The organism is Lysinibacillus sp. FSL K6-4013 (assembly GCF_038630435.1).
Lineage (GTDB): Bacteria > Bacillota > Bacilli > Bacillales_A > Planococcaceae > Lysinibacillus > Lysinibacillus boronitolerans.
In genome coordinates, this window is record NZ_CP152031.1 from 2,427,013 (window position 1) to 2,441,287 (window position 14,275).

Here is a 14,275-nt window from a genome sequence, read left to right on the forward strand (position 1 = left end):
ACTTAAGACGTATTTAATCTATATTCATTCTATCGTAAATCATTCTTATTTTAACTAATTCTTCTAAGCCTTTTTCTCCATAATCAAGTGATCCAAAATTAGCTATAAAATAAGTATCCTTTTCTTTATCATATAACATATAAGTTCCTGTAGCTCCTACACCGCCATAAACATCTGTCATTGAGCTTAATTTTAACAGTAAAGATAACTCGCTAAAATCAAAATACATCATACCCATTCCATAATAAATACCCTTTGTATAGATGTTTGAAAAGTCAGTCATTTGACTATAAACATCATCAGAAAGAATGGTTCCATTTTCTAATGCCATCATGAATGTTAAGAGGTCATTCATAGTGGTAACAACACCGCCTCCTGCCCAGTCTATGGATAAAGCGTTTTTGTTGCTAAAGTCAATTTCATTCATATAAATTCCAATGATATCAGTAGGCTTATCATTATAGAACATGAAGTAACTCTCAGTCATGCCCAATGGCTGAAATATCCTATCTTCTAAGATTGCTGAGTAAGGTTTTTCCTCGATAGCTTCTAGAATAAATCCAAGTAAGATATATCCTGTATCTGAATAATAAAATTGTTGTCCTGGCTTCCCCACTGGAATCTGGTTTTCTCTAGTAAATGCAATCAATTCTTCTGGTGTAAATAAAAGATCTGGATTGGATGAAATGATTTCCAGCATAGGCTTCCCGCTTTTTACTGGACCTTCAAAATAATCGCCAATTCCTGATGTATGACTAAGTAAATGTTTCAATGTTACCTGATCACTATAATCCGTGCCATCTACGATAAATAATCCCTTAAGAATATCATCATCTAGCCAAGAACTGATTTTATCGTTTAAGTTGATTTTACCCTCGTCAGATAATATGCCAAACACTGTAGCACACATGGTTTTTCCAATACTGGCTGAATGATAACGACTATCGATTTGAACAGGTAGTTCCGAATATTGATTTTTAGTTCCTACTGCAAACTGTTCGAAATAACCTGTCTTGTTGGAGTAAATTGTTAATAATGCACTAGACAATGTTTCATCTTTTTCAACTATTTTTGTTAAACGTGTTTTAATTTCTTCAGAAACTGCCGCTTTTGATATTGGCCTATTTATGATGACAAATACGCAAAATACAATTCCGACAACAATGATTATGCCAAACAATGATCTATTTACATTTATCATATTGCCCATCCCTCGCTTCATTTACTTTTCATACTTTCAATTTAATCGATGGTTTATGATTTAGAAATGTATTTAGTCTAAGTTGGCAAAATTAAAGGGTAAGAAGGTTTTTTTCGTCTATCAATGTGTAGAAAACTCCGCTTATAACCTTTACAAAAGCATCTATCCTCTCTTAAAACAAAATTACCAAATTTAGTTAGAACACGCCTATTTACTTTAGATGAAACGTTTTTTTCAATTTATGTCTATTTTTACTGGTCTACAATATTCAGGACAATCTCACTTTTACAAAATCTAAAAAGGAATTAGCGACTATATAATATTAATATTTAGTTTATCTAAAAGAACTTTTTCCCTCGAAATAATATATTTCTTTTATTTAAACATAAATTCTCCTCAAAAATATCATCTACATTTCACATTTCAAATGTATAGTATTCATGTAAGTGAAATTATCTATTTTTAGGAGGCTTTATGAAGAACTTATACAATCGATTTTGGCGATGGCATTTTTTTGCTGGATTATTTATTACTCCCCTCTTGCTTACTTTAACAATCAGTGGAATAGGCTACTTATTCTACACAGATGTAGAGAACAAGCTCTATTCTGATGTTTTCTTTGGTGATAGTAAAGAAACAACAAATATTACAATTGATGAAGGAATTGAACAGGCAAAAGCAAAATTTAGTGACTATAAAGTTAGTAAAGTAATTGTTTTAGACGAACCTTATAATACCCGCTTAACATTGACCAACAGTGAAGGCGAACAAAAGTATGTCTTTTTAGATGATAATTATCAGGTAGTCGATAGTCAGGATGCAAATTACACATTTTCAAATATTATGCGAAATCTCCATAGCTCTCTATTTATAGGTGGGACATTCGTAAACTACTTAGTGGAGCTAGCTGCATGCTGGGCTATCTTCTTATTACTCTCAGGTTTATACATGACCTTTAGAAAGAAAGTATGGAAGAAAGCGCAAACAGAAACATCTCGTATTCGATCACGTAGATGGCACAGTATCCTCGGTGTGATTATTACCATACCTATGATTGCAATTATTTTCACAGGTTTGCCATGGTCAGCATTTATGGGGAATTTTATTTATACAGCAGCACAACAAAATCCGTCCATTGGGATTCCAGAATTGCAACAAAATCCACCAACATCTGATATTAATGAAATTCCATGGGCTACTCGCAAAAATGAAACGCCAACTTCTACTACCCAAGACCATTCAGGTCATGCAGGTCATGGAGGAGCTCATGGTGTTGTTGATTATTCAAATGAATATGCGATGTCAGTCGGCGATTTGATGAAGCATGTGGACAGTGAAAATATTTCTAAACCATACTCTATTATTTTACCTAGTTCGGAAGAAGGCGTTTTTACTGTTGCTAAGGGGTCAAACACAGGTATAACAGGACTGGATGTAAATCCAAATGAAGAAATAACTAATTATTTTGACCAATACACTGGCTCACTTATCTCATCAGTCGGATACGATGAATATGGTATTTTAGGAAAATGGTTTACATGGGGTATCCCACTTCATGAAGGGCATCTATTTGGTTGGCCAAATAAAATAATCAATCTATTGATTTGTCTTGCGTTTTTATATTTAATTTATCTTGGCTTTAAAACATGGTTATTACGTAGACAAAAAGGGATGATTTCTGCACCACCTATGCCAAAAGAAATATCTATTCCATTTTGTATTTTCATGATTTTGCTAGGCATTATTATGCCACTCTTCGGTATTTCTCTTATTTTAGTTGTTATAATTGAACTGTTTATTTTGATTACAAAAAAGAAAAAAACAGCTATTTGAAGAAGTAATTACTATTAAGAAACAGGTGCTAAAACACAATTAGCACCTGTTTTTATCGTATTATAGTTCACTAATAATATTGTCTATATATTGCTCATCAATAGGTCCATAAACTTCATGAACAATCTCTCCATTGGCGCTTAGAAATATTGTAGTTGGTATTGTAAAACCACCGAATCGCTTTCGGATATCCCCAGTTTCATCCAATAAAATAGGTAAATCCCATCCCTTTTTAGTAGCATATTTAGTTACCGTTTCTATACTTGCTTCAGTATCAGTTGCATTGACTGTGACAATCTGTACATCTTTTTTTGTGTCATAATAATTTTGCAAGCGTGGCATTTCCTCATTACAAGGTCCACACCAGGTTGCCCAAAATACAAGGACAACTGGTTTGCCTAGATAATTGTATAATGTTTTTGGTTCGCCTCTGAGATTTGGCAATTCAAAATTTCGCACTGCTCTATCTGAAAGTTTTATATCTGCTGTGTTAACTGTACTACCAATTATTTCTTTAGAAGTTTCTGTTTTATCTGAATCTAAATAGCTAATAAAGACAATACCAATTAAAATTAAAACAACACTTGCTGAAAGCCAATTTTTCAAGACCTCTCCTCCCCTAAATACAATTTCAACCATAGGGATTCTAAAGTTTCTTCCGAATATTGTCTTTTCAGGCTCGAAATATTACCAGACGCAAGAATTTTACCTTTATGAATGAAAATTACTTCATCTGCAATTTCCTCTACTGTTGATAGTAAGTGAGTAGAGTACAAGATCAATTGACCTTTATCTCTTTCCTCCTTTAAAATTGATTTCACTCTGTTGATCCAATATGGATCTAGACCATTGGTAGGTTCATCTAAAATATACACATCACATTCGCCTAACAGGCTTTGGGCAAAGTTTAAACGTTGTCTCATTCCTTTTGAAAGCTCACTAACAAAACTATTTTTATGCTCGAATAGATCAACTAACTGTAAAATATCATCTTGACTCCTACTAGTAATACCCTTTAACTTACCTAAAAGCTCAATAATTTCTTTCACTTTTAATGTAGTTGGAAAGTTTAGATCATCAGGCATATATCGAACTCGGCCTTGAGGAATGCCTGTTATAGTCCCTTTATCTAATGGTAATTGTCCCATAATCAGTTTCATTAGCGTACTTTTTCCAGCACCGTTCTCTCCCACTAATGCTACAATTTTCCCACTTGTAAGTTGATAGGTAACTGGACCAATTTGTTGTCCTTTACGATATGTAATCACAACCTCTTGTAGCTCTATCATCTATAGCTCTCCTTACGTTTCAACTTTAAAAAAGCAAGACAAAGTGGAATAAACCACCATACTATTGTGATACCTATTATCAAACCAATTCCTAGACTAGTTTCATAAAACTGTGTTAAATAATAAAACGACTTCCCTAAGATGCCTGTTTGTTCTATTTGAATTAAATAGACATATCGGAGCCACTCAATAATATTAATATGAACATGTGTATAAATTATTTTTTCATAGACATGTTTTGGAATAATGGTTCCAATTGCCATTACTACATAATTACTCAATAATGTAAAAACTGCCCATAGCCCTAGACTAAAACCTAATGCCTGTAATCGATGTATGGAAAAAGCGCCAATCATTACACTTATAGCACTAAAAACAACGATAATAACTGTTGTTAATACAATAAACTGACTATCTATATGAACGCCACCAAAGAAAGCTCCTACAATTAAAATAACTGCTTCTGTAGTTGCTAAAGCGAATAAAAAAATGGATACTAATGCGACATATTTTGCCCCTAAATAATGTGCGATACTAACGGGATATGATCGAATTAATTGATACCATCCTGATTCTATATCAGCAGCTATACTCATTGCCCCTATTGTCAAAATAAATAAAGGAAACAAAAAAAGTAATAAATTTAAGAGAGAGGCTTGAAAGCGATCGAAGCCACCTGCATCCGTGTTTAATTGTTGCAACATCAAAATAGCAACAAATAATACAATAAAAATACCAAGCAACATGTAAATCCACTTACTCCGGAAAAGCTGCTTTATTTCCGATTTAATCAATGTTCATGCACACCCCAATTAAATGACGTTACTAATTCTTCGTATCCAAGTGGCTTACCAGCACCATTTTCTTGCTCATAAATTGCTGCGTCCCCAATTGACGCAAAGGCAAGTACACCATAATTCATGGGTGTCCAATAATCCTCGTTATATAAATAAGCAGCCGTCTTCACATCTATCCATTCTTGCTTATCATTTGATTTGATATAAGCTGCGGCTACTTCTTGCTCTGGACTTTTTAAATATTCAATTAAACAACCTAAATCATCAAATACTAGATAATCATTATTTTTGAAAATTACTTGCCCTGCATAATCAGGATGCGTAATACCCATGTTACACACAATACAAATATCCGTCTCAGGATCAATATCCCGAGGTTCTATTGTCTTCTCCGAACAACCCATCAAAAAAAGTCCTATTACTACTAATAAAATGATCTTTTTCATTTCAATTTCCTCCAACTAAAAACTAGTACAATCAGTAAAGCAACGCCAATGCTAAGATGTTTCCCTGAAAAGGATAATTGCCAAGGCTGACCCTCACGAACAATGGGTTGCGCATCCATTAGAGCATTTGGTTCTGATATTTTGTTATCCATCTTTTCTAATAATCCTGTGGCTGTACTCCCAATAAAATATTGATAATATTCGTTTTTTAATACCCATTTGCCGAAAGTAGACGTTGCAATGTAAACACTATCGCCATAGCCATCCTCATCGAAGTCTTCCCCTTCGTAATCATCATAAACATTCGCTCTAAGTGTTATGCCTTGGGAACCACTTGAAGCAACGAGCACATTTCCATAAAGTTGATTGTTTGTAACAAGGACATCTTTTGGCTGAATATTTTTAAATACTAATAAATTACTAGCAAATATATTACTAGACATATCTACCGTATCTGCCTGCTGTAATTGAACTGCTATAGAATTTTCACGAATGATATTATGGACCACATTTACTTTTGAAGTTTGATAAAGTGTAATGCCAGAACTATTTAAAGCATTTTGATGTTTAATTGTGTTCTCTTCTATATCTACATTATTTGCCATCATGGACATTACCCCTGTTATATGATCGGAGTAGTTATTATGAAGCAATTTCATATCGCTACCATACATGATATGAGTCCCGTAACGTCCATACGTAATCGTGTTTTTTTCGATTGTAACTTGTCTGCTATTCTCTAAGTAAATCCCATCTTGTGTTTGTGTAATAGTACTATTTTTAATATGAATACCTTTAGAGTTATAAAGAGAAATACCATGGCTTTTTTCTGAATAATGACCAGATTTACCAATAACGTCTACTTCAGCAATTTCACTATTTTCTACACCATCGAAGTAAATAGGAAACCTTTTTGTTTGAAAAGAATTTTGGGTGATTTTTATGTTTTTAACTTTTTTTGCAACAATGCCTTGCTCTCCAAGAAATTGAATGCCACTAATCTCTACATCATCAGCTTTAATTTCTATTTTCCCAGTGAATTTAACACCTTTGTTTCCGTTTATTTTAATAGGTTCTTTTATTAATAAATTTTCTGAATATAGTCCTGGTTCTAGCTCTAAAATCTCACCCGATGAGAGACTATCAATCTGCTGTTGTACGCTCTGAGCATATGCAGGTGTTGAAAATCCAACTATGCAGAAAAAAAGGGCAAGTAAACTGCCCTTTTTCATATTAGTGACTATGTGTTTCTTCAGTTCCATGCTGGTCCTCACTATGTTGTTCATGGTCCCCTTTTTCTTGCATCATTTTTTCACGACGTTCTTTTGCTGCTTGTTTAATTACGTCTAATTCTTCAACTTTTGCGGTTGGATTTTCTGAAATATAAGCTTTTGCATCTTCTTCAAAGGCAAAGAATATATACCCCCAGTTCATAGGGGATTTCATATCCGTTTTAACAGCTGTAGCTTCCTCAACATCTATCCAATTTAATGTTATATAATCTCTCACAAATTTTTCATTCGTTTGATTTTGAACCAACTCCGCATTTAATAAACAGCCAATGTCGTCATAAAATGCAATCGATCCATCAGGTTTAACAGATTGCGCAGAAAAAACGCCTAGGTCATGGTCCTTTGTATATACTTTCATATTACACATTTCACAAACAGTATCCTCTGCTGGCTCTTGTAGACGATCATCTATTTCCCACTCAGCAGTGGATGCTAAATATGTAACTTCATTCTTCGGTTGCTCTGAAACAACCTCTTCATGTTTGGGCTCCTGTTTAGCGTCTTTGTTCGTTTCTGTTGTACTATCCTCATTACATGCATAAAGAGCTAGCATAAATGGAACAACTAGAAAAATTTTCTTCATACCTTTACCTCCAAAGTAATTATTTTACTAGACATATACACTTTACTAAAAAGTTGTGAAAAAAATTAGAAATTAAAGTGACAATTATATTCTTTTTGAATAGTTAAAATGGATTACGTGAAGATTCGCTCCTACCACCACCTTATTATTTCTTTGAGATCTTAAAAAAATGTATTTTGAATTGTAAAATAAATGTCTTATTTTTCTACAATAACTTGTATGACACGGCGAGTATTTGTTTGGAAAGAAACTTCATATTGTTCTACTTCCCCTGTGAAGTAATGTTTTAGCTTATAACGCCTAGCCCACCTTAATATATCTTCAGCATTATATAAATAAGCCATTTCGTTTGGTCCTCCTGTATTGTATAAAAGCTGCGCATATTCATAGACCTCAAACATAAAAACACCATTTAATTTAATAGAGTTCATTATTTTTTCCAATATCACTAATTGGAATTTGTGCTGAAAATGACCAAATACCATAATTGCGCCATCATAAGTTTCTTGAGGTAGCTCATACTCTATTAAATCTGCTCTTATTGTAATGATTGATACACCATTCATTCTTGCTAATAACTGCACCTTTGCTAGACCAGATGAAGTTGAATCATAAACTGTTATCTGGTGTCCAAGCTTCGCTAAAAAAACCGCGTTCGCTCCCTCTTTCTCTTCATAGGCAGCAATTTTGGCTTGTTTAGGAAAATATTGAACTGCTGAGGTAATAAATCGATTAGCCTCAGTTCCATATATATATAATGGTGGACTAGCTTGCTTACTCCATATACTCATATCCTTCCTCCTATTTGTAAAAAAGCTTCATTTTTTAACTATATTGTTCCTATTAACATGACCATTATAAAAAACAATTGAGAAATTCAAATGAACTTTAAGCAACAAAAAATAGAATTTCATTAGTATAACCTATGGGACTGCTATAAAAAAAGGGCTAATAAAGAGAACCCAGTATAAAGAAATTCTTGTTACTTAAACTATTTTGACAAAACAATGAAATATAGTTCCTTTCAATTTCACATATTACTCATTCGATTTTCAAAACTATTTTGTATGATTGCATTGCATTTGATTAAAAAATGAAAGGAAGAGGGTAATATGAATTTTCCATCCGTGGATTATACATGGTTTGGTAATGGCACTGTGATTGCTCTTATTGCAATTATTCATGTGATAATTAGCCATGGCGTCGCGATAGGTACTTCTGTTTTAGTTGTATCGACTGAATATCGAGCGATGAAAAAGAAGAATGAGAAATTAGATCAAGTAGCAAAAACAATGTTGAAGTGGGTTTTAATCATTACTACAACTATAGGAGCGATGACTGGAGTAGGCATTTGGTTTTCAACCACAGTTATACAACCAGATTCAATTTCTTCTCTATTACGTATTTTTTTCTGGGCATGGGTGGTTGAATGGGGAGCGTTTATCTCAGAAGTAATTATACTTATTATTTACTATTATACTTGGGATAAATGGAAAGAAGGCGAACGTAAACGTAAACATATCATGCTGGGCGTAGCACTAAGTGTTGCTTCATGGGTAACAATGGTGATCATTACGGGTGTCTTAGCTGCAAAATTAACACCAGGGCGTTGGATTGAAACTTTTTCATTTTGGAATGCATTTCTCAATCCAACCTACTTCCCTTCACTTGGATTCCGCATGTTTTTAGCAATCATGTTGGCAATATCTTTAGTATCATTTTTTATCCGTTGGCGTATTAAAGATAAGGCTTTACGTACAGAAGTTTTTCGTGTATTTGCATTCTGGGGTGCTATCTCTTTACCTATGACTTTTATCACAGGGTTATGGTATTTATGGGCCATTCCAACTGAAGCTTATAATATGATTGTCTGGTCTACAGGGATGTCCGAGGTCATCTTCAAAAGTTTAAATATCTTAGGATTTAGTATACTTATTATTTTCTTAGTATGGCTTGTAAAAAGTCCAAAAACAGTCCCGTGGATTCTATCAATAGCAGTGATGTTCTCATCCATCGGTTTTATTGGGGAATTTGAAGTAGTAAGGGAAACTGTAAGAAAACCCTATATTATCTATAACTATATGTATGCGAATGGGATGTTAGCAAAAAATGAAGAAAAACTAAAAAAAGAAGGTTTTCTGGCTAATGCTACATGGGCAAAAGAAAAAGAAGTAAATGACAACAATATGGTGGAAGCGGGTAGAGATGTATTCGTTGGTCAATGTATTACCTGTCATACAATAGATGGATGGAGAGATACAAGAGCCTTGTCTAGTAGAATGGAAGGTTGGGATAAGGAAGCCATTATGTCCTTTGTTCCGAATATGCATTATGCACAAGTAGCAATGCCTCCATTTATGGGAACTGAAAAAGAAATAGAAGCTTTAGCTACTTATATTTTAACAGTACTTGAAGAGGAAAAAGAGGTGTCTACAAAATGAAGTATTTAAGTTTTGCTTTAATTTCTTCAGATAACCCTTTACCAATACCTGCACCTATTGGGTTACTAGAAATTCTTATCGTTGCGACATTTATTTTTCATATCATTTTCGTGAATTTTACAATCTCATTGACTGCAGGAGCAGTTGGATTAGAAATTACGAGTATGATCAAAAAAAATAGTTTATTTGATAAAATGGCGCAAATTTGTTCATTTCATGCTTCAATACATAAGAGTATTGCAGTCGTTCTAGGAGTTGGCCCATTACTAATTGTGAGTGTCTTGTATACACAATATTTTTATTCTTCAACTATTTTAATAGGAAAGGCTTGGATGAGTTTATTAATCCTATTGATTACTGCATTTCTTCTGTTATACATTTACAAGTTCACTTGGGATAAATATCAAACCAAAAAATTACTTCATATTAGTATTGGTTTATTGGCAATGTTGATTTTATTCTTTGTACCCCTTATTTTTATTGTCAATGTAACTTCTATGTTATATCCTGATCGTTGGGGAGAAGCAAATGGTTTTTTTGAAAGCTTATTTTATTATCCTCAAATTTGGCAACGTTACCTTCATTTCATGCTAGCAAGTTTAGCAACAGGTGGATTTTATATGTTTGTCTATTTTACTTATCAGAAGCGAAAGCAGAAGAGATTAGAGGAACATGAGCAATCATTAAAACTTCTTGGTGCAAAGATAGGCTTTTGGATTACAATTGTACAGTTGGTAGCTGGTTTCTTATTATTATTTTCATTTGATACGGATATTCGTATGCTTTATTTAGGCGAGGATTTATTGTTAACTTCTTTACTCATCCTTTCTATTGTATTGACTGTTATTCTTTGTATGCTACTATATGCAGCAGGCTATAAAGATTCTACTAGTTCTTTTCTAGCCTCTATAATTGTGTTCATTTGTGTAATAGGTATAATGGGATGGATGCGACATGAATTAAGAGAAGCTTATTTATCTCCATATCTTGACGAACATCCACGAACAGAAGAAGGAATTGAATCTACCTCTGAATAAAATTAATTGTATTAATCATGTTTCTATATAACGTAATCCTCAATCCCGTTTTTCTATTGGATAAACGGGATTGCTTTGTTATTAAAACAATATATCACTTCATTTAATTGAAATTATTTAGCTTAAACTATGAGATAAAACTTCTGCTCATAGATAAAATAAAATGTACATTGTAATGCACTCTAAGTAGATTCACTATATAAATCACTCTGATCAAATTGTCTTTTCATCATATTTTTCCCCTATTATAGGTATTACTTTAATTGTTGCTCTACTGTTTTATTAAAAACTAAACAGCCACACCTGTTTAGATGTGACTAGTCATACCATACTCAAGTATGAAGGTTACTTACGTACTTAAACTTCACTTTTATTTTACAATTTCTAATTGCTTCGCATTATAAGTTAAAATATCCTGAACTGAATTTAAAGTTCCGTCTGGACAACTTCTTCATTCAACCAGTTTTGCTTTATCTAAGAAACGAATGGCAACAGCAATATAGAAGTTATATCCTTCCCTTGGATTCTTCGCTATTTTCACCAAAACAACGTATAATAAGAGAAACAGAAGAAGAATTCATTTTTCCTCTAGTTAAAAAAAGAGGTGCAATTACTTGAAACAATTTGAAACAGCATTACCAGAGCAGTATGAAACATTAAAAAAACAGGCCAATTATACGTCTAGCTGGCGAGAGCGTTTAGACGCAGTCGAAAAGTTATCAGCTTATCAACATGACAAAATCATAGATTTATTAAAAAATCGTATGCAGCATGATACTGTCAACAAGGTGCAATTAGCAGCCTATGAAGCACTTGTGGCGTTTGGCGAGGACGTAGAGAAGCCATCACCTGCCCGTTTTGATATTATTAAAGGAACAGAAAAAATTTTCCTGCGTGTTAAAAAGAGCTTGCCGAAGGACCATACAGTGGCAGACTTTGCGGATAAACTAAAACGTATGCGTTTAGATGTCTTTGACGCGTATGAAGGCGACAAAGGTGAACAATTTATGAACTGGTTAGAGGAACGTTGGACAAAACTATAATCAGCAGTTTTGCGATTTATGAAGGAAAGTCATTCTCTCCGCTTATGGAGGGAATGACTTTTTCATATCTTACGCTGCGGTTCATCGAAACCAATATTAAATTGTCTTACTTCTTTTCTTTGATGATCTATCTTTATTGTTTAATGATAAAACAAGCACCTAATAAAACTAACCTGCTCCTTTAGTTTAAGTGGAAATTTTCACAATTTCTTTGTTCCATAACAATTTTGATTAAATATGTTACTCAAGTAAATGGCTCTATAATGAGATCGAGCGCTAATCCTTATTACAAAATCGCGCCCGATTGCTGAAGTTTGTTTTTTTAACTTACAATTAAAAAAGTCTTATATCATATTTTATACAGATTTTTTCTTCACATTAAAAGGCTCTCACTGTAAAGTTTTTTACCACTAATTTAATTTCAACCGTATCGGATCAATCTCTTCTGTTATTTTTACAGTAGAAGGCACTATTTTGAAAGTGTTCGGTATATTTTGTAAATCGTTAAATTGTGCTCTATAAATGGTACGATTATTAGTACGTTTTTCATCAAATTTACTAGAATTTCTATCAGCAACAACTAAGCGATTATCGATTACAATATTCCATCCCATCGGCCTTATCTTTGGTTCACCTTCCGTAGAAATTTGAATGTGCAATGAATTATTTTCAATTACTATTGAATCTACTGTATATTCTGCGTTTTCAAATTGAAATGGTTGCGGCTGTTGCGAATTTACTTGCGTCTCATTTAAATTGTGCACAATTTTTTCCATAGCAAACACTTCTAATACAGTGGACTTAGTATAGCTTGGGACAGAAACCGAATAAATCATTTCACCTAATACATTAGTTCCCCTCCCACTAGAAGAACTATTGATTAACGGTTTTTCTTTTAATCTATGCCCTGCAATCAATTCACCCGCATCATTTTTAAGGGCAAAATGGACATTTGTCCGAACTTCACCGAAAAAGAAATCTTCCATTTTATCAATTGGTGGATTTAGAAATTCATCATATTCATAACGAGTTAGCATTTGACTGTATAAATTTTCATAATAACGCTGATTTTCATCATTGAATTTTACACGAAATTCAATATCCATGTTTTCTCCATCATTAACCACTTGCTCGATTGAAACATCCAAAAACGGTGCATCTAAGCTAGGGTTTTGTTCACTTGTTTTAAGTACCTCCTGGTCACCACTGTTAGGTTCGATTAATTCCGCTGGTTCATCAATTGGCTGTGCAACTTCACTGGGCATTCGATTCCAATAATAAAGTCCGAAACTTAAGACCAGAACTACAGCACTAATTACACTAATTTTCAAACTATGCCACACTTTCTTACGCTTAGTATTTGTTTGAATAAGCTGCATAATTAGATCCGCTTGACTACTATGTTTAATAATTGGAGTATTAAGCTGTGCAATTAAAGTTTGCTGCTCATTTCTTAATTGCTGGTATTCATTTTGACAACTTTTACAGGTTTGCAAATGGGCTTCAAGTTTCTCCAACTCATTAGCTTCTAAAAAGCCTTCCACATAATCTTCTATCAGTAACGAATCACATTTCATAAAAATAACCTCCCTTTGTAGTTCCGATTGATCTTAATTTTCTTTTACTACGGTGCTGTTTGTTACGTACTTCGTTCATAGAAATTTGAAGCACTTCACTAATTTCATCGTAGCGAAGCCCGTTCACAAATTTTAGCAACAACACGAAATACTCGGTTTCATCTAGCTGCTGTAGGAGTTGTTCTAATTGCTCATTTTTCTCACGTAATAATAGAATTTTTTCTGGATAACGACCGTCTGCTATATCCATATCTATTGATCTTGCTTGCTGCTTATATTTTCTTAAATAATCAAAACACTTATTGACAACAATCCGATAGAGCCATGCATTAAACGACCCTTTTTTTTCATACTTATGTAGGTTATAGTACACCTTAATAAAAATATCCTGAATGATATCTTCTGCAACTGTACGATTACGAACAATTCGTATAACAGTGGTAAATACTTTCTGTTCATAATGTTTGATAATATATGCAAAGCAATGGTCTTCTCCGTTCTTTACTCGTGCAATCACTTCATCTATCTCCATCTGATTCACCTCCTTACTACTATAACGATCAATTCTTTATTTCCTCTCAGAATATTTAATTTTTTCTATTGACGGAGTGCTGCAAGGGAAATGCGGATTGACAACACTAAGAAATATACATCGAACGGCAAGTCATAAACGTCTAAATATTAGTGTATCTAGTGTTTTCGCTTCTTGCATAATAAGCTGTATAAATAAAATTTA

The 14,275-nt window shown here is 33.4% G+C and carries 14 protein-coding genes; 4 read left to right on the forward strand and 10 right to left on the reverse strand.

The annotated features are described in order from the left end of the window. Positions 1–13: 13 nt before the first annotated feature. Complete coding sequence (locus tag MHB39_RS12020) at positions 14–1,201, reverse strand: serine hydrolase domain-containing protein (RefSeq protein ID WP_342543837.1); 1,188 nt, start codon at positions 1,199–1,201, stop codon at positions 14–16. 474 nt (positions 1,202–1,675) lie between these two features. Here MHB39_RS12020 and MHB39_RS12025 point away from each other — a divergent pair, with 474 nt between their 5' ends. Then, positions 1,676–3,034: a PepSY domain-containing protein gene (locus MHB39_RS12025; RefSeq protein ID WP_342543838.1), complete on the forward strand. Its 1,359-nt coding sequence runs from the start codon at positions 1,676–1,678 to the stop codon at positions 3,032–3,034. Between the two features lie 60 nt (positions 3,035–3,094). Here MHB39_RS12025 and MHB39_RS12030 read toward each other — a convergent pair whose 3' ends face one another. From MHB39_RS12030 to MHB39_RS12060, 7 genes are all read right to left on the reverse strand, one after another. Beyond that, on the reverse strand, positions 3,095–3,640 hold the full coding sequence (locus tag MHB39_RS12030) for a TlpA disulfide reductase family protein (RefSeq protein ID WP_009371659.1): 546 nt from the start codon (positions 3,638–3,640) through the stop codon (positions 3,095–3,097). Beyond that, entirely contained in the window at positions 3,637–4,323 is a 687-nt protein-coding gene (locus MHB39_RS12035) for an ABC transporter ATP-binding protein (protein WP_342543839.1), read from the reverse strand. The genes MHB39_RS12030 and MHB39_RS12035 overlap by 4 nt, the downstream gene beginning before the upstream one ends. Continuing rightward, positions 4,320–5,069 (reverse strand): ABC transporter permease subunit, encoded by a 750-nt coding sequence (locus MHB39_RS12040; RefSeq protein ID WP_312129292.1) that lies wholly within the window; start codon positions 5,067–5,069, stop codon positions 4,320–4,322. The genes MHB39_RS12035 and MHB39_RS12040 overlap by 4 nt, the downstream gene beginning before the upstream one ends. 44 nt (positions 5,070–5,113) lie before the next feature. Further along, a complete protein-coding gene (locus MHB39_RS12045) occupies positions 5,114–5,566 on the reverse strand; it encodes a nitrous oxide reductase accessory protein NosL (protein ID WP_004230382.1) in 453 nt (150 codons plus the stop codon). Beyond that, the gene (locus MHB39_RS12050; protein WP_342543840.1) at positions 5,563–6,828 is read right to left on the reverse strand and encodes a right-handed parallel beta-helix repeat-containing protein; all 1,266 of its coding nucleotides are present in this window, start codon (positions 6,826–6,828) and stop codon (positions 5,563–5,565) included. The genes MHB39_RS12045 and MHB39_RS12050 overlap by 4 nt, the downstream gene beginning before the upstream one ends. Then, positions 6,800–7,441 (reverse strand): nitrous oxide reductase accessory protein NosL, encoded by a 642-nt coding sequence (locus tag MHB39_RS12055; protein ID WP_221683303.1) that lies wholly within the window; start codon positions 7,439–7,441, stop codon positions 6,800–6,802. The genes MHB39_RS12050 and MHB39_RS12055 overlap by 29 nt, the downstream gene beginning before the upstream one ends. Positions 7,442–7,638: 197 nt before the next feature. Then, the gene (locus MHB39_RS12060) at positions 7,639–8,232 is read right to left on the reverse strand and encodes a class I SAM-dependent methyltransferase (RefSeq protein ID WP_274768988.1); all 594 of its coding nucleotides are present in this window, start codon (positions 8,230–8,232) and stop codon (positions 7,639–7,641) included. Positions 8,233–8,553: 321 nt separating this feature from the next. On the opposite strand from MHB39_RS12060, the gene MHB39_RS12065 reads away from it, so the two are divergent. From MHB39_RS12065 to MHB39_RS12075, 3 genes are all read left to right on the forward strand, one after another. Next, entirely contained in the window at positions 8,554–9,882 is a 1,329-nt protein-coding gene (locus tag MHB39_RS12065) for a c-type cytochrome (protein ID WP_312129289.1), read from the forward strand. Continuing rightward, a complete protein-coding gene (locus MHB39_RS12070; RefSeq protein WP_342543841.1) occupies positions 9,879–10,919 on the forward strand; it encodes a cytochrome ubiquinol oxidase subunit I in 1,041 nt (346 codons plus the stop codon). Before MHB39_RS12065 ends, MHB39_RS12070 begins: the two co-directional genes overlap by 4 nt. Positions 10,920–11,533: 614 nt before the next feature. Beyond that, positions 11,534–11,962, forward strand: coding sequence for a HEAT repeat domain-containing protein (locus MHB39_RS12075; RefSeq protein WP_342543842.1), 429 nt, complete (start codon positions 11,534–11,536; stop codon positions 11,960–11,962). Positions 11,963–12,372: 410 nt separating this feature from the next. On the opposite strand, the gene MHB39_RS12080 is transcribed toward MHB39_RS12075, so the two are convergent. Beyond that, on the reverse strand, positions 12,373–13,539 hold the full coding sequence (locus MHB39_RS12080; protein ID WP_342543843.1) for a zf-HC2 domain-containing protein: 1,167 nt from the start codon (positions 13,537–13,539) through the stop codon (positions 12,373–12,375). Beyond that, positions 13,529–14,071 (reverse strand): sigma-70 family RNA polymerase sigma factor, encoded by a 543-nt coding sequence (locus MHB39_RS12085; protein WP_342543844.1) that lies wholly within the window; start codon positions 14,069–14,071, stop codon positions 13,529–13,531. Before MHB39_RS12085 ends, MHB39_RS12080 begins: the two co-directional genes overlap by 11 nt. Positions 14,072–14,275 lie beyond the last annotated feature (204 nt).

Excerpts from the sequence above, each read along its gene's own strand:
- MHB39_RS12070 (WP_342543841.1), top strand. The coding sequence starts at position 9,879 with ATGAAGTATTTAAGTTTTGCTTTAATTTCTTCAGATAACCCTTTACCA.
- MHB39_RS12020 (WP_342543837.1), bottom strand. The coding sequence starts at position 1,201 with ATGATAAATGTAAATAGATCATTGTTTGGCATAATCATTGTTGTCGGA.
- MHB39_RS12055 (WP_221683303.1), bottom strand. The coding sequence starts at position 7,441 with ATGAAGAAAATTTTTCTAGTTGTTCCATTTATGCTAGCTCTTTATGCA.
- MHB39_RS12040 (WP_312129292.1), bottom strand. The coding sequence starts at position 5,069 with ATGTTGCTTGGTATTTTTATTGTATTATTTGTTGCTATTTTGATGTTG.
- MHB39_RS12060 (WP_274768988.1), bottom strand. The coding sequence starts at position 8,232 with ATGAGTATATGGAGTAAGCAAGCTAGTCCACCATTATATATATATGGA.
- MHB39_RS12085 (WP_342543844.1), bottom strand. The coding sequence starts at position 14,071 with ATGGAGATAGATGAAGTGATTGCACGAGTAAAGAACGGAGAAGACCAT.
- MHB39_RS12080 (WP_342543843.1), bottom strand. The coding sequence starts at position 13,539 with ATGAAATGTGATTCGTTACTGATAGAAGATTATGTGGAAGGCTTTTTA.
- MHB39_RS12035 (WP_342543839.1), bottom strand. The coding sequence starts at position 4,323 with ATGATAGAGCTACAAGAGGTTGTGATTACATATCGTAAAGGACAACAA.
- MHB39_RS12050 (WP_342543840.1), bottom strand. The coding sequence starts at position 6,828 with ATGGAACTGAAGAAACACATAGTCACTAATATGAAAAAGGGCAGTTTA.
- MHB39_RS12065 (WP_312129289.1), top strand. The coding sequence starts at position 8,554 with ATGAATTTTCCATCCGTGGATTATACATGGTTTGGTAATGGCACTGTG.
- MHB39_RS12045 (WP_004230382.1), bottom strand. The coding sequence starts at position 5,566 with ATGAAAAAGATCATTTTATTAGTAGTAATAGGACTTTTTTTGATGGGT.
- MHB39_RS12025 (WP_342543838.1), top strand. The coding sequence starts at position 1,676 with ATGAAGAACTTATACAATCGATTTTGGCGATGGCATTTTTTTGCTGGA.